The 22,707-nt window shown below is 72.7% G+C and carries 24 protein-coding genes; 15 read left to right on the plus strand and 9 right to left on the minus strand.

Annotated elements, in window-relative coordinates:
• The first annotated feature begins 51 nt into the window (after positions 1–51).
• Positions 52–1,701: a fatty acid--CoA ligase gene (locus tag MicB006_RS02420; RefSeq protein ID WP_116503545.1), complete on the plus strand. Its 1,650-nt coding sequence runs from the start codon at positions 52–54 to the stop codon at positions 1,699–1,701.
• A gap of 180 nt (positions 1,702–1,881) precedes the next feature.
• On the opposite strand, the gene MicB006_RS02425 is transcribed toward MicB006_RS02420, so the two are convergent.
• From MicB006_RS02425 to MicB006_RS02440, 4 genes are all read right to left on the minus strand, one after another.
• Entirely contained in the window at positions 1,882–2,895 is a 1,014-nt protein-coding gene (locus tag MicB006_RS02425; RefSeq protein ID WP_116503547.1) for an NADPH:quinone reductase, read from the minus strand.
• A gap of 95 nt (positions 2,896–2,990) precedes the next feature.
• Complete coding sequence (locus MicB006_RS02430) at positions 2,991–3,641, minus strand: HAD family phosphatase (protein WP_116503549.1); 651 nt, start codon at positions 3,639–3,641, stop codon at positions 2,991–2,993.
• A gap of 31 nt (positions 3,642–3,672) precedes the next feature.
• Entirely contained in the window at positions 3,673–4,521 is an 849-nt protein-coding gene (locus MicB006_RS02435) for a hypothetical protein (protein ID WP_192900254.1), read from the minus strand.
• A gap of 139 nt (positions 4,522–4,660) precedes the next feature.
• The gene (locus tag MicB006_RS02440; RefSeq protein ID WP_116503553.1) at positions 4,661–5,413 is read right to left on the minus strand and encodes an FKBP-type peptidyl-prolyl cis-trans isomerase; all 753 of its coding nucleotides are present in this window, start codon (positions 5,411–5,413) and stop codon (positions 4,661–4,663) included.
• Positions 5,414–5,476: 63 nt separating this feature from the next.
• Here MicB006_RS02440 and MicB006_RS02445 point away from each other — a divergent pair, with 63 nt between their 5' ends.
• Entirely contained in the window at positions 5,477–5,869 is a 393-nt protein-coding gene (locus MicB006_RS02445) for a PPOX class F420-dependent oxidoreductase (protein WP_073826123.1), read from the plus strand.
• A gap of 50 nt (positions 5,870–5,919) precedes the next feature.
• Here the strand turns inward: MicB006_RS02445 and MicB006_RS02450 are convergent, their stop codons facing one another.
• Positions 5,920–6,927 carry a Ku protein gene (locus MicB006_RS02450; protein ID WP_116503555.1) on the minus strand — a complete coding sequence of 336 codons (1,008 nt, stop codon included), beginning with the start codon at positions 6,925–6,927 and terminating at the stop codon, positions 5,920–5,922.
• A gap of 86 nt (positions 6,928–7,013) precedes the next feature.
• On the opposite strand from MicB006_RS02450, the gene ligD (MicB006_RS02455) reads away from it, so the two are divergent.
• Positions 7,014–7,952, plus strand: coding sequence for a non-homologous end-joining DNA ligase (gene ligD, locus MicB006_RS02455; RefSeq protein WP_116511107.1), 939 nt, complete (start codon positions 7,014–7,016; stop codon positions 7,950–7,952).
• On the plus strand, positions 7,942–8,856 hold the full coding sequence (ligD, locus tag MicB006_RS02460; protein ID WP_116503557.1) for a non-homologous end-joining DNA ligase: 915 nt from the start codon (positions 7,942–7,944) through the stop codon (positions 8,854–8,856). The genes ligD (MicB006_RS02455) and ligD (MicB006_RS02460) overlap by 11 nt, the downstream gene beginning before the upstream one ends.
• Here the strand turns inward: ligD (MicB006_RS02460) and MicB006_RS02465 are convergent.
• Both MicB006_RS02465 and MicB006_RS02470 read right to left on the minus strand, forming a co-directional pair.
• Positions 8,783–9,925, minus strand: a complete 1,143-nt coding sequence (locus MicB006_RS02465) for a hypothetical protein (RefSeq protein WP_116503559.1) — start codon at positions 9,923–9,925, stop codon at positions 8,783–8,785. The two genes, ligD (MicB006_RS02460) and MicB006_RS02465, sit on opposite strands and share 74 nt — an antisense overlap.
• A 95-nt stretch (positions 9,926–10,020) precedes the next feature.
• Positions 10,021–10,395 (minus strand): DUF4267 domain-containing protein, encoded by a 375-nt coding sequence (locus MicB006_RS02470; RefSeq protein ID WP_116503561.1) that lies wholly within the window; start codon positions 10,393–10,395, stop codon positions 10,021–10,023.
• Positions 10,396–10,482: 87 nt separating this feature from the next.
• Between MicB006_RS02470 and MicB006_RS02475 the strand changes: the two genes are divergently transcribed.
• The 8 genes from MicB006_RS02475 (at position 10,483) to MicB006_RS02505 (ending at position 16,402) form a co-directional block, all read left to right on the plus strand.
• A complete protein-coding gene (locus tag MicB006_RS02475) occupies positions 10,483–11,061 on the plus strand; it encodes a TetR/AcrR family transcriptional regulator (protein WP_116503563.1) in 579 nt (192 codons plus the stop codon).
• Between the two features lie 27 nt (positions 11,062–11,088).
• Positions 11,089–11,787: a TIGR03089 family protein gene (locus MicB006_RS02480; RefSeq protein WP_116503564.1), complete on the plus strand. Its 699-nt coding sequence runs from the start codon at positions 11,089–11,091 to the stop codon at positions 11,785–11,787.
• A 613-nt stretch (positions 11,788–12,400) separates the two neighbouring features.
• Positions 12,401–13,480: an IS110 family transposase gene (locus MicB006_RS02485; RefSeq protein WP_116503088.1), complete on the plus strand. Its 1,080-nt coding sequence runs from the start codon at positions 12,401–12,403 to the stop codon at positions 13,478–13,480.
• 120 nt (positions 13,481–13,600) lie between these two features.
• Entirely contained in the window at positions 13,601–14,500 is a 900-nt protein-coding gene (locus MicB006_RS02490; protein ID WP_225980617.1) for a GNAT family N-acetyltransferase, read from the plus strand.
• Complete coding sequence (locus MicB006_RS02495; RefSeq protein ID WP_116503566.1) at positions 14,493–14,795, plus strand: hypothetical protein; 303 nt, start codon at positions 14,493–14,495, stop codon at positions 14,793–14,795. The genes MicB006_RS02490 and MicB006_RS02495 overlap by 8 nt, the downstream gene beginning before the upstream one ends.
• Positions 14,796–14,822: 27 nt before the next feature.
• On the plus strand, positions 14,823–14,966 hold the full coding sequence (locus MicB006_RS31765; protein WP_161565904.1) for a hypothetical protein: 144 nt from the start codon (positions 14,823–14,825) through the stop codon (positions 14,964–14,966).
• Entirely contained in the window at positions 14,966–15,307 is a 342-nt protein-coding gene (locus MicB006_RS02500; protein WP_073827047.1) for a type II toxin-antitoxin system HicB family antitoxin, read from the plus strand. The genes MicB006_RS31765 and MicB006_RS02500 overlap by 1 nt, the downstream gene beginning before the upstream one ends.
• Positions 15,308–15,448: 141 nt before the next feature.
• Positions 15,449–16,402: a zinc metalloprotease gene (locus MicB006_RS02505; RefSeq protein WP_116503568.1), complete on the plus strand. Its 954-nt coding sequence runs from the start codon at positions 15,449–15,451 to the stop codon at positions 16,400–16,402.
• A gap of 53 nt (positions 16,403–16,455) precedes the next feature.
• On the opposite strand, the gene MicB006_RS02510 is transcribed toward MicB006_RS02505, so the two are convergent.
• On the minus strand, positions 16,456–18,135 hold the full coding sequence (locus MicB006_RS02510) for a DNA repair helicase XPB (RefSeq protein WP_073826085.1): 1,680 nt from the start codon (positions 18,133–18,135) through the stop codon (positions 16,456–16,458).
• Positions 18,136–18,331: 196 nt separating this feature from the next.
• Between MicB006_RS02510 and MicB006_RS02515 the strand changes: the two genes are divergently transcribed.
• Together MicB006_RS02515 and MicB006_RS02520 are read left to right on the plus strand one after the other, a co-directional pair.
• A complete protein-coding gene (locus MicB006_RS02515; protein WP_116503569.1) occupies positions 18,332–19,207 on the plus strand; it encodes a L,D-transpeptidase family protein in 876 nt (291 codons plus the stop codon).
• Positions 19,208–19,332: 125 nt separating this feature from the next.
• Entirely contained in the window at positions 19,333–19,569 is a 237-nt protein-coding gene (locus tag MicB006_RS02520) for a hypothetical protein (protein WP_030503577.1), read from the plus strand.
• Between the two features lie 4 nt (positions 19,570–19,573).
• On the opposite strand, the gene MicB006_RS02525 is transcribed toward MicB006_RS02520, so the two are convergent.
• Positions 19,574–22,036 (minus strand): helicase-associated domain-containing protein, encoded by a 2,463-nt coding sequence (locus tag MicB006_RS02525; RefSeq protein WP_116503571.1) that lies wholly within the window; start codon positions 22,034–22,036, stop codon positions 19,574–19,576.
• A gap of 37 nt (positions 22,037–22,073) precedes the next feature.
• Between MicB006_RS02525 and MicB006_RS02530 the strand changes: the two genes are divergently transcribed.
• On the plus strand, positions 22,074–22,697 hold the full coding sequence (locus MicB006_RS02530; protein WP_116503573.1) for an HAD family hydrolase: 624 nt from the start codon (positions 22,074–22,076) through the stop codon (positions 22,695–22,697).
• Positions 22,698–22,707: the final 10 nt, after the last annotated feature.

Genomic DNA, 22,707 nt, shown 5'->3' on the forward strand with positions numbered 1-22,707 from the left:
GTGGTTCCGGGGGGTTCCGTAGATGTGACCGCCGCCACTACTTTGTTACCCATGCGTAGCACGATGATGGACGCCCCCCTTCAGGTCGCCCGGATCCTCGAACACGGCGCCACCGTGCACGGCACGGCCGAGGTGGTCACCTGGACCGGCGCCGAGCCCCGCCGGATGACGTACGCGGAGGTCGGCCGCACGGCCGCCCGGCTGGCCCACGCGCTGCGCGAGGAGTGCGGCGTGACCGGCGACGAGCGGGTCGCGACGTTCATGTGGAACAACAACGAGCACCTGGTGGCCTACTTCGCCGTGCCGAGCATGGGGGCGGTGCTGCACACGCTCAACATCCGGCTCTTCCCCGACCAGGTCTCCTACATCGCCAACCACGCCGAGGACCGCGTGGTGCTCGTCGACACCACGCTCATCCCGCTGCTCGCCCGGGTGATCGGCGAGATGACAGGCGTGGCGCATGTGGTGGTGGTCGGCGGCGGCGACCCGGCTCCGCTGCTGGCCGCGGCCGGTGACCGGATCACCGTGCACCACTGGGACGCGCTGCTGGCCGACCGCCCCGACCACTACGACTGGCCGGAGGTGGACGAACGCGACGCCGCCGCGCTCTGCTACACCTCGGGCACCACCGGCCACCCCAAGGGCGTCGCCTACTCGCACCGCTCGATCTACCTGCACTCGCTCCAGGTCTGCATGCCGGAGGGCTTCGGCCTCGGCCCGAACGACCGTGAGCTGGCCATCGTCCCGATGTTCCACGCGATGTCCTGGGGCCTGCCGTACGCGGCCTTCCTCTCCGGCGCCTCACTGATCATGCCGGACCGGTTCCTCCAGGCCGAGCCGATCGCCGCGATGATCGCCGCCGAGCGCCCCACGCTCGCGGGCGCGGTGCCGACCATCTGGACCGACCTGCTGGCCTACCTGGACGCGCACGAGGTGGACCTCTCCTCGCTGAAGGAGGTCATCGTGGGCGGGTCGGCCTGCCCGCCGGCGCTGATGCACGCGTTCCACGACCGCTACGGCATCGACGTCATCCACGCCTGGGGCATGACCGAGATGTCGCCGCTGGGCTCGGTGTCCCGGGCGCCGGCCGGCGCGACCGGCGACGACGCCTGGCGCTACCGCTACACGCAGGGCCGCGTCCCGGCGGGCGTGACCGCGCGGATCGTCGGCCCGGCGGGTGAGCCGCTGCCCGCCGACGGGACGTCGGTGGGCGAGCTGGAGGTGCGCGGGCCGTGGGTGACGGCCCGGTACATCGGCGACGACGTGCCGGAGGAGGAGAAGTTCCGGGACGGCTGGCTGCGCACCGGTGACGTCGGCACGCTCTCGCCGGACGGCTACATCACGCTCACCGACCGCGCCAAGGACGTGATCAAGTCGGGCGGGGAGTGGATCTCCTCGGTCGAGCTGGAGAACGCCCTGATGGCGCACCCGGCGGTGCTGGAGGCGTGCGTGGTGGGTGTGCCGGACGAGCGCTGGGACGAGCGTCCGCTGGCCACCGTGGTGGTCCGCGAGGGCGCCTCGGTGACCGCCGAGGAGCTGCGGGACTTCCTGGCCGGCTCGGTGGCCCGCTGGCAGTTGCCGGAACGCTGGGCGTTCATCGACGCCGTGCCCAAGACCAGCGTCGGCAAGTTCGACAAGAAGGTGGTGCGCTCGCGGTACGCCGACGGCGGGCTCGACGTGCGGGAACTGACCGCGTCGTAACGTTTCGGGGCGTACCGTCGCCTACACGGGCAGGAACACGTTTCCAACGGGCATTCCTCCCAGAGGGCGGCCCCGGCGTTCGCACCGCGCCGGGGCCGCCCGTCCGTTACGGGCTGACCCGCACCGTCATTGTTGCGAAACTTCTTCGCGTCTGTCCGGCTGTCGGGGAAATCCGGTCGCCTACTCGTCCGCGGTGGTGACCAGCACCTTGCCCACCACGCTGTCCTGCACCGCCTGCTGCGCGGCGGCGGCGTCCGCCAGCGGATACCGGTGCAGCGGCAGCCCGGCGTCCTCACCGACCCGGATCGCGCCCTGCGCCACCGCCGCCGCGATGTCCGTGACCGCCTGCGCCTTGGCGACCTTCGGCGCGGTGTAGATCAGCACGAACTGCCAGCGCGCGTTCGGACCCATCAGCGGCCGGATCGGCAACGTGACCTCGTCGCCGCCGTCGTCGGCGTACACGCAGACCGCCGCGCCGGTGCGCAGCATCCGCACGTCGGCGGCGGCGTTGCGGGCGGCGGAGACCTCGACGATCGTGTGCACCCCGTCGGGCGCGACCTTGCGGACCTCCTCGACCACGTCCTGCTCGCGATAGTTGATCACGAAGTCCGCTCCGGCCGCCGCCGCGAGCTGCGCCTTCTCCGGGCTGCTCACAGTGGCGATGACACAGGCGTCGGCCCAGCTCGCGAGCTGGATCGCCGCGTTGCCCACCGCGCCCGCGCCGCCCTGCACCAGCACCACGTGGTCGCTCAGCGCGCCCGCGTGCAGCTTGTCCGGCATGTACTCGCCGGCGGTCAGGCAGCGGTGCGCGGTCATGAACGGGATGCCGAGCGCCGCCCCCAGGTCGAACGACGCCGGACCGAGCGGCACCGCGTGCCGGACCGGAACCAGCGTGTACTCCGCTGCGGTGCCCCACGGCCGCTGCCACGCCGCCTCCCACACCCAGACCCGCTCGCCGATCAGCGTCTGGTCCACGCCCTCACCGACCGCCTCGACCACCCCGGCGCCGTCCTGGTGCGGGATCTGCCAGCCGGCCGGGAGCGGCCACGCCTGCCGGGCCTTCCAGTCGGTCGGATTCACCCCCGACACGGCCATCCGCACCAGCACCTCGCCCGGGCCGGGCTCCGGCACGGGCCGCTCGACCACCTGGAGCACCGAGGCGTCCCCGGTGCGCTCGTACACGATCGCCTTCATCCGCCCTCCCCTTCCCACCTGCGCTACCCCTCCGCCCGCCGATCATTCAAGGAAGGGCCCCCTGTTAACGCCTCAGGTAGAGGAAGGGCCCCTTGTTAACACCCCTCGACCACCTCGGGCGTGAGCGCGTCGATCGAGGGGAGCAGCACGGCCGCGAGCGCCTCGGCGTCCGGATCGAGCGGGTACGACCCGTGCGGCACCGCCACCACCCGGCACCCGGCGGCAGCCGCCGAACGGACCCCGTTCGACGAGTCCTCCACCGCCACGCAGCGGGCCGGGTCGACACCCAGCCGCCCGGCCACGGCCAGCCACACGTCCGGCGCCGGCTTGCCCCGGGCGGTCTCCTCCGTCGACAGCGTCGCCCCGAACGAGCCGGCCAGGCCCGTCGCGTCCAGCGCCGCAGCGATCAACCGGGTCGGGGAGGAACTGGCCAACCCCAGCGGCCACCGCGCGGCGATGCGGCGCACGACCTCTTCCGCCCCGTCGATCACCGGTACGCGCTGCGCGTACCGCCGGGCCATCTCGGTCACCACCTCGGTGGCGACCTGCTCGGCCGACCTGTCGACGCCCAGCTCACCGCTGAGGTACTCGGCCCACTCGCCGGTGCTCATGCCCATCAGCCGGCGCTGCGTGTCCGGTTGCCAGGTGCCGCCGTGCTCGGCCACGTACGCGCGCCGGACCTCCTCCCAAACCGGCTCGGAGTCCACGATCACGCCGTCCAGGTCGAAAAGCACCGCGTCCACCATGCCGCCATCCTGCCCCAGCCGGCGGCCCGGCTCACCGTGGCAGCGCGGCTCCGGCCGACCGCTGCGCCGGCAGGCCGATCGGCGCCTTGGCCGGGATGATCGTGCGGCAGCGCGTCGCGATCGGCTCCAGCAGCTCCCGCAGCCGGGCGGTACGCTCCGCGCCCAGCGCCCGCCACGGGCCCGACGCGGCCCGGTCGGTGGCCTCCTCGACCGCGCGGAACGTCTCGGTGGCGTACGGCGTGGGGCTCAGGTCGTCGGTCAGCCAGCCCTTGTCCACCAGGCCCTGCTCGGCAGCGGCCCACTGCTCGTCGGTCCAGCCTCGGGCCGGCTGGTGGAACTCGCGGGACTGGTCGACCCGGCACCGCCAGGCCACCACCTCGGCCGGTTCCAGCCCGGTCGTCACCAGCGCCGCCACGTGGCCGTCGCCGCGGTGCTCGCGCAGCGTGGTGGCGGCCTGCCAGAGCCGGGCCAGCGGGTACTCGCCCCGGGGCAGGGCGGCGTTGACCGCGCCGAGCACCCGGCCGGCGACGTCCACCCGCGCGGCCGCCTCCTCCAGCAGGTCGGCGGCCTCGACCAGGTGCGACTCGGGCAGCTCGTAGGTGAACTCGGCGAGCGCCTGCACACCGCCGGTGAGCCGGGCCCGCAGCGCCTCCTCCGGGCTGGCCAGGCGCCACACCGACGGCAGCGCGCGGGTCACCATGGCCGGCGCGAAGCTGAAGAACGCAGCAGTCACGGCGGGCGCGTCGACAGCGCCCAGCGGCGCGGCCCGCCCGGCGAAGTAGCCGCGCCAGTAGCCGCGCAACCCGACCGCCTCGAACGCGGCGCGGGCCCGCGGGTGGAAGTAGGTCACCGCGTGGACCGGCTCGTACAGCGTCCACATCTGCCGGGTCGCCCCGGCCCCGTCCAGCGCCGCCACGTGCACCTCCGCGTCGGTGAGCAGATCACCGCGGACGGGCGTACCGCCCGCGGTGACCATGAACCTACTGCCGCAGGGTGACCGGGCGGAAGCCCGGAGTGAGCTACTGCGCAGCCAGCACGTCGACGACGAAGCGCAGCGGCCCGGCCGGACGGCCGCCCGCCGCGTCGTTGCCGTACGCCAGATCGGCCGGCAGGTCCAGCTGCACCCGGCTGCCCACCGGCACGCCGACCAGGCCCTGGTCCCAGCCCTTGATGACCTGGCCCACGCCGATCTGGAAGGTGGCCGGCTGGCCGTTGTCCCACGACGCGTCGAACTGCTTGCCGTCCTTGTAGAACACGCCCACGTAGTTCGTGGTGATGTTCTGCCCGGCCTTCACCGCCGGTCCGGTGCCCTTCACCAGCGTGGTGACGGTGAGCTTGGTCAGCTCGCCGGTGCCGGCCTGCACGGCCGGCTTGGTCTTCAGCGCCGGGTCGATGCCGGCGGGCAGCTCCTGAGCGGGCACTTCGCTGGACTCGGCCGGGGCGGTGGGGCTGGCCGAGGAGCCGGCGGTGGCCGTCTTGTCGTCGTCCCCGCTGTTCAGCCAGACCAGGCCGCCGACCAGGGCCACCACGGCGAGCACGCCGACCGCCGCGCCGAGCATCGACTGCCGGCGGCGACGCGCCTCGGCTGCCTTCTTCTCGGCCAGCTGGGCGGCCAGCCGCCGCTGTGCCTTGGTGGCCGGGGCCTGGCCCGCCGACCGGTTCTCCACACGCTCGCTCACGTCGACTCCCTGCAGGGTGGGTGGGTGCGCCCCCGGCGGGCCGCCGCCGAGGCCAGCGCACACGGTACCCGCCCGGACCCCCAGCGTGCCCATACGCCCGCACCGATCAGGACACAGACACCGATACGGGGGCGCCGCACAGGGTACGTTTCGGCCATGGCGATCCTCAGCGAAGAAGACGTGGCCCTGCTCGCCGAGCCGCAGCTCGCGCACGTGGCCACCGTCGAGTCCGACGGCACCCCGCACGTCACCCCGGTCTGGGTGGACACCGACGGTGAGCACATCGTGTTCAACACGGCCAAGGGGCGGCAGAAGTACCTGAACATGTCGCGCAACCCGGTGGTCGCGGTCTCGGTGGCGGACAAGGCCGACGACTTCCGCACGCTCTGGATCAAGGGCACCGTCGAGTTCGTCACCGAGGGCGCCGACGAGCACATCGACCGGATGGCGAAGAAGTACCTCGGCCAGGACACGTACCCGTGGCGGCGCCCCGGCGAGGAGCGCGTCATCGTCCGGGTCACCCCGACCGAGAAGCTCGGCCGAGGCTGAGCGGTCCGGCCCCGCTCTCCACCGGGGGCGGGGCCCCGGCCGTACGCGCGTCAGGCGCTCTTCTTCGCGGCCGTCTTCTTCGCCGGCGTCTTCTTGGCGGCGGTCTTCTTGGCCGGCTCGGCCTTCTTCTCCGCCGTCTTCTTCGCGGGCGTCTTCTTGGCGGCGGTCTTCTTCGCCGGCTCCGCCTTCTTCTCGGCCGTCTTCCTGGCCGGCGCCTTCTTCGCCGACCGGGCCGACGAGATCGGCGTGGGCTCGGCCCCGCCGCCGGACGGCGCCTCGCCCCGGGCCGCCCGGGCCCGCTCCACGGACGCCTTCAGCGCGGCCATCAGGTCCACCGCGGCGGCCGGGGCGGCCTCTTCCTCCTCCGGCTGCACCACCTCGCGGCCCTCGACCTTCGCGTCGATGACCTCCTGCAGCGCCGCCCGGTAGTCGTCGGTGAAGGCGTCCGGCTCGAACTCGCCGGCCATCGAGTCGATCAGCGAACTGGCCATCGCCAGCTCCGGCGGGCGTACCTTCAGGTCCTCGTCGAGGAACCCGAAGTCGGGCCGGCGGATCTCGTCCGGCCACAGCATGGTGTTGAGCAGCAGCACGCCCTCGCGTACCCGCAGCGTCGCCAACTGCTCCCGCTGGCGCAGCGCCACCTTGACGATCGCCACCCGCTCCGAGTCCGACAGCGCGTCACGCAGCAGCACGTACGGCTTGGTGGCCGAGCCCTCCGGCTCCAGGAAGTACGCCTTGTTGTAGAGGATCGGATCGACCTGCTCGGCCGGTACGAACTCCAGCACGTCGATCGCGTGCGAGGTGCTCAACGGCAGGTCGGCGAAGTCCTCGTCGGTGAGGATGACCATCTCGCCGCCGCCGATGTCGTACCCCTTGGCGATGTCGTCGTAGGTGACCTCCTCGCCGCAGACCGAGCAGGTGCGCTTGTAGCGGATCCGGCCGCCGTCCTCACGGTGCACCTGGTGGAAACGGATGTCCTTCTCCTCGGTGGCCGAGTAGACCTTCACCCCGATCGACACCAGGCCGAACGACACCGCTCCTTTCCAGATCGCCCGCATTCCGCGCTCCTCTCCCCGGTTGACCACCAGAATCGCAAATGATCGAACGGGACGCACGCGCTTCGGCACCCAACTACAGTCGGAACGTGCCCGGCGCGCCGTTGAAGCCGATGCTCGCGACGACCGGGCAGCTCCCGGCCGGCGCCGCCTGGGCGTACGAGTTCAAGTGGGACGGGGTCCGCGCGCTCGCCGACATCTCACGCGGCGACCGGCACTTCTACGCCCGCTCCGGCGTCGAGATCACCACCGCGTACCCGGAACTGCTCAACCTGGCCGAGCAGGTCGGCGACGCGCTGCTCGACGGCGAGGTGGTGCTCTTCACCGACGGGCAGCCCTCGTTCACCGCGCTCGCCGAGCGGATGCACGTGCGCAACCCGGCCAAGGCGGCGCGGCTCGCGGCGACCGTACCCGTCACGTACATGATCTTCGACCTGTTGCGGCTCGACGGCGAGGACCTGACCGCCCGGCCGTGGCGGGAGCGGCGGGCGGCGCTGGAGGCGCTCGGGCTCGGCGCCGCCCGGTGGGCGGTGCCGCCGGTCTTCGGCGACGGCCCGGCCACCTACGCGGCGGCCGGCGAGCACGGGCTGGAGGGGGTGATGGCCAAGCGGGTCGACTCGCTCTACCGGCCCGGCGTGCGCTCCCCGGACTGGGTGAAGGTCAAGCTGGAGGTCACCGGCGACTTCGTGGTCGGCGGCTGGCGGCCCGGCGCGCGCCGCGTCGGCGGCCTGCTGGTCGGCGTGCCCGGCCCGGACGGGCGGCTGATCTACCGGGGGCGGGTCGGCGGCGGGATCGGCGCGGCCATCGAACGGGAACTGCTGCGCGAGCTGGAACCGCTGCGGGCCACCGCGTCGCCGTTCGCCGCCGGGGTGCCGCGCGAGGATGCCCGCGGCGCGATCTGGGTAAGTCCCCGGATCGTGGTGGAGGTCAAGTACGGCCAGCGCACGCCGGACGGCCGGCTGCGCTTCCCGCGCATCCTGCGCCTGCGCCCGGACAAGCCGCCCGAGGAGGTCGACGATGCCGGCTGACCGGCTCAAGGTCGAGGTCGAGGGGCGCTCGCTGGAGCTGTCCAACCTGGACAAGGTGCTGTTCCCGCAGGCCGGCTTCACCAAGGGCGAGGTCATCGACTACTACACCCGGATCGCCCCCGTCCTGCTGCCGCACCTGCGTGACCGCGCGCTGACCCGGATCCGGTTCCCCAACGGCGTCGACGGCGGCTCGTTCTTCGAGAAGAACGCGCCCGCCGCGACCCCCGGCTGGGTACGCACCGAGAACCTGCCCGCCCCCGGGTCGAGCAAAGGGCGGGAGACCATCGACTACGTGGTCTGCGACGAGCTGCCCACGCTCGTGTGGCTGGCCAACCTGGCCGCGCTGGAGTTGCACACTCCGCAGTGGAAGGTCGGCGCGCACCCGGACATGATGGTGGTCGATCTGGACCCGGGCGCCCCGGCGGCGCTCAAGCAGTGCTGCCAGGTGGCGGTGCTGATGCGCGACCGGCTGGCTTCCGACGGGATTTCCTCGTTCCCGAAGACGTCGGGGAAGAAGGGCATGCAGCTCTGCTGCCCGATCGCCGGCACGCAGGACGCCGAACTCGTCTCCGACTACGCCAAGCGGATCGCGCAGGAACTGGAGAAGGCACACCCGAAGCTGGTCGTGTCGAAGATGGCGAAGAACCTGCGTCCCGGCAAGGTCTTCATCGACTGGAGCCAGAACAACGCGGCGAAGACGACAGTCGCGCCGTACTCGCTGCGGGCCCAGTCGGTGCCGGCCGTGTCGACGCCGCTGACCTGGGACGAGGTGGAGGCCGGGGCGGCCGGGAAGCGGCCGTCGTCCCGGCCGTACACCGCCGGTGAGGTGCTCAAGCGAGTGGAGAAGCAGGGCGACCTGCTGGCGCCGCTGCTCGACGGCGGTCCCGAGCTGCCGACCGGCTGACCCGCCACCACGCGCCGCCGACCAGCAGCAGCACGATCACGCTGATCGCCACGTCACCCACCAGCGCCGCCGCCGGGCTCGCCGGGGCATAGGTCGGCACCGTGTACGCGAGCGCGGCCGCGACGACCAGACCTGCCGAGCCGGTGGCGAGCACGTGCGGCTGCTCCCAGCCGGGCCGCCGGGACCAGCACGTCAGCAGGACGGCGGCGACAGTGGCGAGCGCGAGGGCGAGCGTGACTCCCGGCCAGCCCGGGGCGACAGTGGACCCCAGGTACGCCACCACCACGACCAGCGCGGGCCAGACCGGCCGGGGCGGGCCGGCTTCGGCGTGCGGTCGGCCGGCGAGCGTTGTTCCGGCGGGCGTCGGCGCGGGCGTTCGCACGACGGGCGTTGGCGCCCCGGGCATCGGCCCGTGCGCTGGCGCGACGGGTGACGGCCCGGCGTGCCGGCGGCGGAGCAGGGCGGCGGTGATCAGGGCCAGCGCCACGCCGGTGGCGAATGCCAACTGGGTCGGCGAGGCCAGGAAGTTCTTGCGGCCACCGTCGTCGGCGAACACCAGCAGGCTGCCGCCGAGCCAGAGCAGCGCCGCCACGGCCAGCCCCGGTCGGCCCAGCCAGGGCCGCGTCCGGCGGCCCGCACCGAGGTACGACTCGACGAGCGCGATCGGCGCGCAGATGGTCAGCACCACGTGGTTGCCGACGTAGTCGACCGCCTGCCGCGCGCTGAACCCGGGGCCGGGCACCAGGCTGGCCTCGGCCGCAGCCCGGGTGTTGGCGAACTCGGTGTCGTCCAGGAACCCGGGGTTGAACAGCGACTGGTCGACCAGGCCGGCCTGGACCACGCCGAACGCGGCGGCCAGCAGCGCGATCCCCGGCCAGCCGAGCCCGAGCCGCCGGGCCGTCTCGCGGATCAGCAGCGCGGCCCCGCCGTACATCGGGGCGAGCACCAGCACGACGAACGGCATGCCGGTGAGGGTGAAGCCGCCCCAGGAGCACTCGGCGGTCCACGGGGCGAGCAGCAGCAACGCGATCGCCGGCACCAGCCGCCGGCGCGGGGGTTCGGTCGTCATGGCCGCACCGTCCCGCAGCCATCCGGCCCTTCGATACGGCCGTCGGGCGACCGGGCCCGCGACCAAAGTCGACGGCCGCGGACCGGTGGGCCCGGCTAGATCGCGAACAGCAGGGCGGCGCTGACGAGGACGACCACGGCGGTGGCGAAGTGGATGCCGAAGGCGGTCGCCCGGGAGCCGCCGTGCCGCAGCACGATGACGGTGTCGCCCAGCGGCGCCAGCGCGACGACAAGCATGAACCAGGCGACGGCGTCGGCGCTGGTGAAGGCGATCAGGGCGAGGCCGACCAGGCCGTAGGTGAGGTCACGTAGCCCTTTGACGGTGAGGTACGCGGGATCTCCGGCGCCCTCCGCGGCCGGGACGCCGTAGCCGGCGGCGGCAGCTCGGGGAGCCAGCAGAAAGCGTGCGCCGATCAGGACGATGAACAGGCTGAGGACGATGGCGAGCCCGTAGGCGATGGGGGTGAGCATGTCGGCTCCGTTTTCTAGCAGCGCTAGGGATAGGAGCGAAGCTAGCAGAGCGTCGATAGTTTGGCTAGCGGTGCTAGAGTTTCGGTCATGTCGATTCGGGCCCGCCGGGAGCGGGAGCGGGCGGAACGCGAACGGGCGATCATCACCGCCGCCCGTGACCTGGCCGAGTCGGAGGGCTGGGACGCGGTCACCACCCGCCGCCTGGCCGCCGAGATCGAGTACAGCCAGCCCGTCCTCTACAGCCACTTCAAGGGCAAGGACGCCATCATGGCGGCGGTCGCCGTGGAGGGCTGCGCCGAACTCGCAGTCGAACTCGCCGCCGCCCGGGCCGCCGCGACCGACCCGCGGGCCGCGGTGGTCGGCATCGCCACGGCGTACGCCGCATTCGCCGAACGCCGGCCCGCGCTCTACGACGCGATCTTCACCCTTCCCGTCGCCCTCTCCTTCGCCAGCCAGGACACGCCGGTCGAGCTGGTCCGGGCCTTCGCCGAGCTGGCCGAGACGCTGCGCCCGTTCGCCGGTGACGACGACCTGGAGACGTTCACCGAGACGTTCTGGAGCGGGCTGCACGGCCAGGTCACGCTGATGCGCGACGGCCGTCTTCGGCGGGCGGAACACGAGCGGCGGTTGGCCCTCCTGGTCGACCGGTTCACCCGGCTAGGGTGAGCTGACCGCCAGGGAGGAGCACATCCGATGGCCACCCGCGCACCCGCCGCCGTCGCTACCGACGAGCCGCTGCTGACCTACCTCGACGACGCCACCGGCGAGCGCACCGAGCTGACCGGGCCGCAACTGGGCGAGTGGACGGCCCGCAGCGCCGGGCTGCTCCGCGACGGCTGCGGGCTGCGCCCCGGTGACCGGGTGGCGGTGCTGCTGCCGCCGCACTGGCGTACCGCGGCAGTGCTGCTCGGCGCCTGGTCGGTCGGGCTGACGGTGTCGTTCCGTCCCCGCGCGCTGGCCGGTCTGCCGGTGCTGGAACCCGGAGCGGACCGGCCGTACGACGCGGTGTTCGTGACCCCGGAACGCCTCGACGACTGGCTGGAGGACGTACCCGAGGGGACACACCGCTACCTGGTGGGCACCGGGCCGGGCCCGCTGGCCGAGGTGCCGCCGGGCTGGCTGGACTGGTCGGCCGAGGTGCTGCGGCACCCCACCGACCCGCCGGACTACACGGCCGTCGACCCGTCCGGCCCGGCCACGGCGGACGGCACCAGCTTCGGCGCGTGGCGGCGCCTGGCCGCCGAGATCGCCACCCAGCTCGATCTGCACCCCGGCGACCGCCTGGTGATCGACCCGACCGAGGACGAGCAGCCCCTGAAGTGGCTGCTGGCCCCCCTGTCCGCCCGAGCCACGGTCCTGATCCACGCCACCCTCGCCCCCCAGCCTCGCTGATCTTGCAGTTTGCGGCCCCTCTAGTGCCGGATTTGTGGCCTTTGCCGGGGCAGCAACGGCAAGATCAACGGCGTGGCGTGGGCGTTTCCCGTCGATCTGCAAGAGATCTTGGAGCCAAATGGCCCTCATGGCGGCACTTTCCTTCCAAGATCTCCGTGAGTCCCGCTCGGTGGAACGCCCGTCTCATGTTGCGGGCAACGCTCAAGGCGGCAGGGGCAGGGGGCCGGGCTCTCGTCCGCGTTACCCGCGCACTCGCGTCGATCTTGGAGTTGTGGCACCTCGCGTAAGCCGCGAAGCGGACATCTGAGGCGCCACAACTCCAAGACGCTTCTATGTGTGTGGTGATCGGTTCGGCTGGTTGCCGTTAGGGTTCGGCATCGATGATCACTTGGGTGACTCTTCGTCGATCCGGCCGCTCGGGTTGCGGGTGTGTCTTGTCCAAGACCTGTCCCCAGGTGGTCGTCGGCGCCGGCCCGGCCCACCCTGCTGGCCTGATCAGAAGCCTGCCCGTGCGAGCACACGTGGCCCATCACAGATCTGCCGTCGTGGTGACTGCTTCCCGAGCCGACGCCGACTGTCCCGGTCGTCGCTGGCTAAGGAGCAACAATCCGAGATGGCAAGGATCGTAGAGCGGGTCGCGGATCGCTACGACGTGGTGGTGGGGGTAGACACCCACACCGACACGCACACCGCCGCCGTGGTCGACCGCCTCGGCGCCGTGTTGGCGCAGGTCACCGTGTCCACCGACCCGGACGGGTTGGCGCGGCTGCTGGACTTCGCCGTCGCGCACACCCCACCGCGGGGGCGCCGGTTGTGGGCGGTGGAAGGCACCCGGGCACACGGTCAAGGGCTGTGCCGGGTGCTGGACGCTGCTGGTGAAGATGTCAGCGAGGCACCCAAACCCGCCGCCGCGTCGCGCCGACGAGGCGGCAAGTCCGACCAGCTCGACGCGGTCGCCGCCGCCCACGCCGTGCTCGCCCTTCCCCTGCAGCGTGTCGCCGCACCCCGCAGCGACGGGCCACGCGAAGCGCTGCGCCTGCTGCTGGTCTGCCGCCGACACCACAGCGACGCCCGCACCGCCACGATCAACCTGGTCAAAGCGCTGATCCTGACCGCCGACGACACCCTGCGCCACACACTGCGCGGACTGTCCACCACCACCCAGATCGCCCGCCTGGCCGCCCTCGACCTACCCGAGACCACCGACCTGCCCTGCGAAGAACACACCCGCCGCCGCGAACTGACCACCCTCGCCCGGCAAATCCAGACCCTCGACGCCGCCCTCGCCGACAACCACCGACGCCTACGAGCCCTCGTCACCCACCTGTGCCCACCCCTGCTCGACCAACCCGGCATCGGACCCGTCACCGCCGCGATCGCCCTCACCGCCTGGTCCCACCCCGGCCGCGTCCGCTCAGAAGCCGCCTACGCCACCCTCGCCGGCACCGCCCCCATCCCCGTGGCCAGCGGCCGCACCAACCGACACCGCCTCAACCGCGGCGGCGACAGAACCCTCAACAGCGCCCTACACACCATCGCCCTCACCCGCCGCCGCATCCACCCCGAAACCCGCGACTACATCACCCGACGCCGCACCGAAGGCCGCACCACCAAAGAAATCACCCGCTGCCTCAAGCGCTACATCGCCCGACAGATCTACCGCACCATCACCAACCACCACCGCACCACTTGACAACCCCACTCACAGATCGACGCGGTTGGGCGGGCAGCGGGGCGGGGCAGCGGGGCGGGGCAGCGGGGTGGGTGGGGAATCCGGTTGACCGTGGGGGACGGGGTGGGGCCTACTGCGTCGGTGAGCCGGACCGTGCGGGTCGGGCGGGTGGTGGGAGTGGGCGTGGGCGGGACGGGTGCGCTTGTGTGGCGGGAGTTCGGCGAGGACGACCTGGCCGCGTTGACCGGCTTGGCGCAGGCGTGTCTCGCTACTGAGGGCGGGTTGCCTTTGTTCGGGCGTACCTCGTTGGTGCGGGCACGGCTGCTGCAGGCGCGTACCCACGGCGCGTGGTCCGGCGGCGACCTGGTCGCGGCCGTCGGGGTCGGCGCCGGGCGGACGCCGGCCACCGCCACCGGCCTGGTGCACCCGGCGTGGCGGGGACGCGGGCTCGGCGGCGCGCTGCTCGACTGGGCCGAGAAGCACGCCGGCGACGAGGGCCTGCTGGTCACCACGGAGACGTGGAACGTCGGCGCGGAGGAGTTGTTCGCCCAGCGCGGCTACACGCGGACGTTCCTGGAGTGGGTGCTGCGGCACGACCTCGACGCGCTACCCGAGGTGGCCGCGCCGGACGGCGTGACCGTGGAGCCAGCCGCGCTGGGGCCGGAGCTGTTCGCCACCTACCGCGCGTCGTTCGCCGACCGGCCCGGATTCGTGGAGCCGGAGGCCGACGAGTGGCTGGGCGACCTGCGCGACGACGAGGACTTCCGTCCGGAGTTGACGCTGCTCGCGCGCGGTCCGGACGGTGAGGCGGCCGGCTTCGTCACCGTGCTCGACAACTGGATCGACCAGGTCGGCGTCGTGCCGGGCTGGCGCGGGCGGCGGGTCGGCGCGTACCTGGTGGCGCGCGTGCTGCGCGGCCTCGCCGACGCGGGCACGGACGGCGCGTGGCTCTGCGTCAACGACGACAACCCGGCGGCCGGGCTGTACCGGCGGATTGGCTTCCGCGACTTCGGCCGCCGCGCCCGCTACCTGCGTGGCTGACCCGACGCGGGAGGCGGTCCTGCGAGGACTCGACGCGCTGCGGGCGGAGGGCTGCCCGATCGCCGCCGACCCGCAGTGCCATGAACGCCTCGCCGACGTCGGCCTGCGCCGCTGGCGCAGCGTCGCCCGCCGGCACCGGGGGCGGCGCCTCAGCCCGGACGACCGGTTCAGAGATCTGGTACGCGGACTGGTCGCCGCGTTCGAGCCGGACCGTGCGTTGGTCGGGCCGCTGGTGCGCGACTACGAGTGCGTGGCGCGGGTGATCCTCGACGCCGTGACGTCGACGGACCAGTAATGGTACTACTCGCGGTACCATGAACAGGTGCCGTCCATAGCCAGGCTCGGCGAAGCGATGCGCAAGAGCCAGCAGAACGTCGCGTACAACGATCTCTATCGGGTGTGCGAACACTACTTCGGGAAGCCGCGGCAGGTGCTCAAGGCGATCGACAAGAAGGAGGCCATGTGATGTCCGAGTCCCGTCCCGAGATCTCGCACTACACGTACCGCGTCACCTGGTCCCTCGAAGACCAGGAGTTCGTCGCCACCTGCGCCGAGTTCCCGTCTCTATCGTGGCTCGCCACCACCCAGATCGAGGCGCTCCAGGGGCTTCAGGAGATGCTGCGTGAGGTGATCGCCGACATGGCCGAACAGGGCGAGCAGATCCCGGAGCCGCTGTCCGAGCGCAGGTACTCGGGCAAGTTCAACCTGCGGGTCGGCGAGAGCCTGCACCGAGAGTTGGCCATCCACGCCGCCGAGGAAGGCATGAGCCTGAACCAGTACTTGCTAAGGAAGCTGAGCGCCGCCTGAACCGTCCCGGAGCGGTCCCTGCCCGGGGACTGTTGCCGATGCCCATTGACGTGGTCTTATGTCGGGACGACGACGTCATCGATCCGCAGCTTTGACAACCCCGCGTCGGTACTCCTTTCATGCCTTCCGAAAGGTGCAACGATGCACAGGAAACCGACGATCCATCTGGCAGTGCTCGTCGCTGCCGCCGCCACCTTCCTGACCGCCGGAGGAGCCTCCGCCACGCCCGCACCCGTGGCCGCCTCCCCGATGGTCGCCGAGTGCGAGCCGGGCGCGGACAGCAACAGCGCCGCCCGGGTACGCGAGGGCGCCACCGCCAAGGAGCCCGAGCTCTACTCGTCGAACGAGGCCAAGGCGTACGGCGTCATCAAGGACTCGCCGCGCCTCGCCAACGGCAGCGTCACAGTGCCGACGGTCTTCCACATGATCTCCGACCACGAGTTGAGCGCGGCCGAGAGGGCCCGCTGGAACACGCTCATCTCGGCGCAGATGACGGTGCTCAACGACTCGTTCGCGGGTCGTACCGCGGCCGACGCCTCGGACACGCCGTTCCGCTTCTCGCTGGTCGACACCACGTGGACCGTCAACAGCACCTGGTACACGGTGGTGCCGGGCAAGAACGAGCGGGACATGAAGAAGGCGCTCTACACCGGCGACTCCCGCACCCTGAACGTCTACGCGGCGAACATCGGTGGCGGGCTGCTCGGCTGGGCGTACTTCCCGAAGGGCTACAACAACGGCCGCGACTACATCGACGGCGTGGTGATGCTGGACGAGTCGATGCCGGGCGGCACCGCCGGCAAGTACGCGCTCGGCGACACGCTGACGCACGAGGTCGGGCACTGGCTGATGCTGGAGCACACGTTCGCGCACGGCTGCTCCGCGTCCGGCGACTTCGTGGCGGACACGCCGCGTGAGGCGGCGCCGCAGTTCAACTGCCCGATCGGGGCGGACACCTGCACCGCGCCGGGGCTCGACCCGATCCACAACTTCATGGACTACACGCAGGACTCCTGCATGAACATGTTCACCCCGGGCCAGGCCGACCGGATGAGCGACGCCTGGGTGGCGTTCCGCGCCAGCGGCAAGGGCTGACCGCGAGGCCGGGCGGACCGCACCACGGCGGCCCGCCCGGCCGCGCACGCCGGTCAGTCGACTGTCGGCAGCTTCGGCCCGAGCACGTCGTCGGCGTCCACGATGGTGTACGCGTACCCCTGCTCGGCGAGGAACCGCTGCCGGTGCGCGGCGTACTCGGTGTCGATGGTGTCCCGGGAGACCACCGTGTAGAAGTGGGCCTGCCGGCCGTCGGCCTTCGGGCGCAGCACCCGGCCGAGCCGCTGCGCCTCCTCCTGCCGGGAGCCGAACGTGCCGGACACCTGGATCGCGACAGCCGCCTCGGGCAGGTCGATGGAGAAGTTGCCGACCTTCGAGAGCACCAGCGTCCGCAACGAGCCGGAGCGGAACGCGTCGAACAGCCGCTCGCGTTCCTTGTTCGTGGTGGAACCCTGCACGATCGGCGCGTCGAGGTATTCGCCCAACTGGTGCAGCTGGTCGAGGAACCCACCGATGACGAGGACCTGCTCGGACGGGTGCCGGTCCACCAGCGCACGGACCACCGGCAGCTTCGTGCGGGCGGTGGCCGCCATCCGGTAGCGCTCCTCGGCTTCCGCAGTCGCGTACGCGAGTCGTTCGGCGTCGGTGAGCGTCACCCGTACCTCGGTGCACTCCGCCGGGGCGATCCAGCCCTGCTGCTCGATGTCCTTCCACGGCGCGTCGTACCGCTTCGGGCCGATCAGGCTGAACACGTCGCCCTCCCGGCCGTCCTCGCGTACCAGAGTCGCGGTGAGGCCGAGCCGGCGGCGGGCCTGGAGGTCCGCCGTGAAGCGGAAGATCGGCGCGGGCAGCAGGTGCACCTCGTCGTAGACGACCAGGCCCCAGTCGCGGGCGCCGAACAGGTCCAGGTGGGTGAACGCGCCGCCGCGCCGCGAGGTGAGCACCTGGTACGTGGCGATGGTGACCGGGCGGATCTCCTTGCGCTCGCCCGAGTACTCGCCGATCTCCTCCTCGGTCAGCGACGTGCGGGCGATCAGCTCCCGCTTCCACTGGCGGCCCGCCACCGTGTTGGTGACCAGGATGAGCGTGGTCGCCTTCGCCTCGGCCATGGCCGCCGCACCGACGAGCGTCTTGCCGGCGCCGCAGGGCAGCACCACCACGCCGGAGCCGCCGGCCCAGAACGCCTCGACGGCCTCCCGCTGGTACGACCGCAGCGTCCACGGCTTGCCGCCGTCCTTGCCGGACTCGGCCAGCTCGATCTGGTGCGCCTCGCCGTCCACGTACCCGGCCAGGTCCTCCGCCGGCCAGCCCAGCTTGAGCAGCGCCTGCTTGAGCCGCCCCCGCTCGGACGGGTGCACCGCGATGGTGTCGTCGTCCAGCTTCGCGCCGAGCATGCCGGCGAGCTTCTTGCTCTTGGCGACCTCGATCAGCACCACCCGGTCCAGCGCGCGCAGCACCAGGCCGTGCACCGGGTCGTTGGCGAGCTGGAGCCGGCCGTACCGGTCCATCGTCTCGGCCACGTCGACGAGCAGCCCGTGCGGCACCGGGTAGCGGGAGTACTTGATCAGCGAGTCGACCACGCCCTCGGCGTCGTGGCCGGCGGCCCGCGCGTTCCACAGGCCCAGCGGCGTGAGCCGGTACGTGTGCACGTGCTCGGGGGAGCGTTCCAGCTCGGCGAAGGGCGCGATGGCCATCCGGCACGCCTGCGCGTCCGGGTGATCGATCTCCAGCAGCAGCGTCTTGTCCGACTGCACGATCAGTGGTCCACCGCTCACGCCAGCGTCCTCTCGCATCGCCCGGAACCCCGCTGTCCGGAACTCCGCCGCACCCCGCCGCACCCCGGCTGACCTGCCGGAGGCCGACCAACCAGTGTTGCACGCCGGAGGGCTCCGCAAAAAAATCCGGCTGGACAGGCAACGTCATACTCGTCCCACACGTCTAGCAAGCGGGACGACTGTCCAGGGAGGGCCCATGCAGCGTGTCCGGTTTCTCGCCCGGGTCTCCGCCCTGGCGGTGGTCGTGCTGGTCGGTGTCGGCGCCTGCGCGCTCGATCCGCAGGCGGACGGCGCCGGGGGGAGCACCCCCGGCCCGGTCGGGCTGACGGAGGGAGCATCGGGGGCGAGCGCGTCGCCCACGCCGGAGCAGCCGGTCACGTCCCCGTCGGCGCAGCCGAGCCGGACGGCCTCGCCGAAACCCTCCCGATCGCCGGAGGCGACGAAGACGACGAAGCCCAAGCCGAAGCCGAGCGCGTCGGCCGGGTGCCCGCAGGGGGAGCACCAGCGGGCCGTGGAGACGTACCTGACGCGGCTGGGCGGCTTCGGGACGCTGACCGTGGACGGCGAGCAGTCCGCCGCCGACTGCGCGGCGATCAAGAAGTTCCAGATCCGGTACGGCATCAGCCCGTCCTCGGGTCGCGCCGGCCCCACCACGTACGACGTGGCGAAGCGGCTGGCCGCCACTGACACCGCGCGGTGCAAGGCCGGTTCCCGGCTCACGTTCTGCGTCGACCTGACCCGGCAGACGGTCTGGGCGATGCGCGGCGGCACTGTGGTGATGGGCCCGACAGTCACCCGCACCGGCATGTCCGGCTACGCCACCCCGGCCGGCACGTACTCGGTGGGCCGGAAGAACCCGCGCGAGTGGTCCAACCCGTACGAGGTTTGGCTGCCGTACTGGCAGCAGTTCAACGGCGGGATCGGCTTCCACGAGACCACGACGTACCTGCACAACGGCGCGATCGGCTCGCACGGCTGCGTGAACCTGCTGCACCGCGACGCGGTACGCCTCTGGGAGCTGGGTTCGGTCGGCACCCGCGTGGTGGTGATCGGCCGCCGTCCCGGCACCTGAACCGGCCCGGAACCCGCCCTCACCCGTGACCGGACGGCCCGGATCAGGGTTTTAACCCCTGTCCGCTCGGTCCGGCAGGTGCCACTCTGGAAGCCGGGTCCATGCCGGGGCGGGGAGGGACTGCCATGACCGTTGACCAGGACGTGCTTCCCGACGAGGAGCGGACGCAGCAGCAGGAGGTGCCCACCGCGGTCCTGTTCGGCTACGCGGCCGCCGCCGTCGGGGTGTTCGGCTGGTTCCTGTTCGGGCTGCTGGTGCAGCAGCAGGGCTTCGTCGACTCGGTCGGCGAGTCGGCCGGGGCGGCGTTCGCGTTGCTGCTGGCCGTGTCGGTAGTGGGCACGCTGCGCCGCAACGGGGAGTGACGCCTCACTCCTCCAGCACCGCCGCGGTGATCCGGTGCAGCGCGAACGTGTGCAGCATCTCCGTCCGGTCGTCCTCGGCGCGCAGGTAGCCGGCGCCGATCGACACCGGCCGGACCAGCCGGGACGCTGTTGCCCCGTGCGCGTCGACGTAGCCGACCCAGACCAGCGCCTTGTCCCGTACCGCCTGCTGGAGCACCGCCAGCGCGTCGCCGTGCCCGGGCACCGGCGCGGGACCGCCCGTGCCCGCGCCGCCCCGGACCACCGCCGGGGCCCGCCGCGCCGCCCGGGCCGCCGCGTCGCCCCGGCGGATCTGCTCCACCACGCCGAGCAGGCGGGGCATCGGCAGCTTGGGCGTGGCGAGCGGGTCCACAGTGCGGCCTATCCCGGTACGGGCGGGCGCCCGCCGGGTCTTCGGCCGGGCCAGCACAGTCGCTCCGCTGGCGTCCTCGGGCACCGGGGCGTAGCCGGCGTCGCGCAACGCGGTGAGCATCCGGTTGACCTGGTACGGCGTCACCAGCACGGTGGGTGCGAGCCGGCGGAACGCCAGCGGCTCCAGCCGCCGGTCGGCCTGCACCTCGCTGAGCAGCGCCTCGTCGTCGCTGCGCACGTACCCGCCGGCCGAGCCGACGCGCAGCCCGCCGTGCTTGCGGGCCACATCGTCGACCAGGTAGGTCAGGCCCTGCGGCACCGGGGTACGCGACCGGCGGCGGAACAACGCGTGCAGGTCCTCGGCGGTGTAGCCGGCGTCCAGCGCCCGCCGGATGCTCCCCGTGGTGACCCGGTGCACGCTCGCCCCGCCCGCCGACTCGTGCTCGGCCACCACCTCCAGCTCGGCGGCGAGCGCCGGGTCGGGCGGGCCGGGCACCACCACTGTCAGGTCGGCCTGCACCAGCACGTGGTCGACCGGGGCGGGCAGCAGCCCGTCCAGCGCGCGGACGGTGGTCGACGGGTCGCCCGACTCGGCGTCGGAGCGCAGCCCGAGCGGGTCGTCACCGCGTTCGTCGGCGTCGGTCAGCTCGGCGAGCAGCAGCCGCCCGTACGTGGTGAGCGCGCCGAGCCCGGTCACGCCCAGCGCGGCCGCCTCGGCCAGCACCTCCCGGTGCGCCGCCTCCCGCCCACGGGCCCGCCGGGGCGCGCGCCAGTCCAGCAGTTCCAGCACCTCGTCTGGGGTGGGCGCGGTGCCGGCCGGCAGGTCGGCGAGCACGGCGAGCACCGCGCGCCGGGCGGCCGGCGCGCCGGCTCGTTCCGCCTCGGCGGAGAGCACCGAGATGGGCCGGTCCCGGTCGTCGCGCTGCCCGATCAGGCCGGCCTGGCGGGGCATCGACATCCAGGCGCGGGCGAGCTGCTCCCAGCGCTGGGCCAGCGACGCCGCGCGCCACACCTCGTACCCGCCGGTGGGCAGGATCTGCTGGTCGCCGCCGTAGCGGGTGGTGGCCGCGCCGGAAAGCTCCAGCTCACCGGTCAGCCCGGCCGCGTACGCCACCTCGAACAGCAGCGCGGTGGTCGTCTCGTCCAGCCCGAGGCCACGGGCGAGCCGGCGCAGGTCGCGTACGCCGACGCCGCCGGAGCGCAGCACCGGGGCCGGCTCCACGATCAGCGCCTCCAGCAGCGCCTCGGTGTGCCGGACCACCTCCATCGTCTGCCCGGCCCCGGCCGAGTCGGCGGACTTGACCTCGCGGGGCGGGCCGGAGACCACCGGCGGGCTGGTGCGCAGCGGGCCGAGCGGACCGGCGTCGCGGCGCAGCACCAGCCCCACCTCGCGGGGCAGCTCGACGGTGCCGTTGCGGCCGCCGGACATCCGCACCAGCAGCCGGTGCTCGACCAGCCAGCGGATCGGGGAGCCGGTCGGCGCGCCGCCGTTGACCAGGTCCGGCGGGAGCACGTCCTCGGCGCCGGTGGCGGGCGCCTCCAGCGCGCCCGGTGCGACAGTGCCGACCGGCGGCCCGGCGGCGAGCCGGTCCAGGACCGCGCGGGCCGAGGGCGGCGCGGACAGCAGCGTCCGCCGCAGCTTCGCCGGGTCCGCGCAGAGGGCCGCCACGCGCGGGTCCAGCTCCGCCGCCGGCCGGCCCAGCCCTGCCGGGTACGGGGACACCTCGTCGATGCCGCCGGCCACGCACAGGTCGTGCTCGGGGCCGTACAGCAGGAACCGGGCCCGGAGCCGGTCGACGGCGGCGCGGACCGCGGTGGGTGCGGGGGGCTGCGGCCCGGCGGTGGCCATGGCGAGGATCTGGTCGGTGGAGGTGGCGCCCTCGGGGCCGCGGGTGAGGCGGGCGGCGTCGAGGATCTGGAGGGTGAACTGGTCCAGCCCGTCGAGCGCCCGGGCCACGGAGACCCGGGACTGGGCGCGCAGGGCGAGGGCGGACACGTCGGCCGGCACCGGCACGACGAGGTCCGGCCGCAGCTGGAGCAGCGCGGCGAGGGACTCGTCGGGGAGGGCCCGCAGGTGGTCGGCGAGTGAGGTGGTCATCGTCGTACCACGCTAGCCCGCTGGGTAGGTTCTCGGCATGCCTCCGCTGATGGTCGGCTTCGACCTCGACATGACACTGGTCGACTCCCGCCCCGGGATCGCCGCCGCGTTCCGGGCGCTCACCGCGCGGACCGGCGTGCACGTGGACGGGGATCTGGCGGTCTCGCGGCTGGGCCCGCCGCTGCGCACCGAGCTGGCGCACTGGTTCCCGCCGGAGCGCGTGGAGGAGGCGGTGACTGTCTACCGGGAGCTGTATCCGGCGTACGCGATCACTCCGACGGTGCCGATGCCGGGTGCGGAGGCCGCGCTGCGCGCGGTCCAGGCGCGCGGCGGCCGGACGATGGTGGTGACCGCGAAGATCGGCCGGTTGGCGAAGCTGCACCTGGACCACCTCGGGCTACCGGTGGACGAGTTGGCCGGGGACGTGTTCGCCGAGCAGAAGGCGGTCGCGTTGCGCGAGCACGGCGCGACGCTCTACGTGGGTGATCACGTGGCCGACATGGCCGCCGCGCGAGCTGCGGGAATCCCAGGCGTGGCAGTGGCGACCGGTCCCTGCTCGGCCGCCGAACTGACCGAGGCCGGGGCGTACCTGGTGCTTGATGATCTCGTCGAATTCCCGAGGGCGCTGGACCGGATCATCGGGCTAGCCTTGGAGGGGTAGACGGTTCGAG

The organism is Micromonospora sp. B006 (genome assembly GCF_003408515.1).
In the GTDB taxonomy this organism is placed as follows: Bacteria; Actinomycetota; Actinomycetes; order Mycobacteriales; family Micromonosporaceae; genus Micromonospora; species Micromonospora echinospora_A.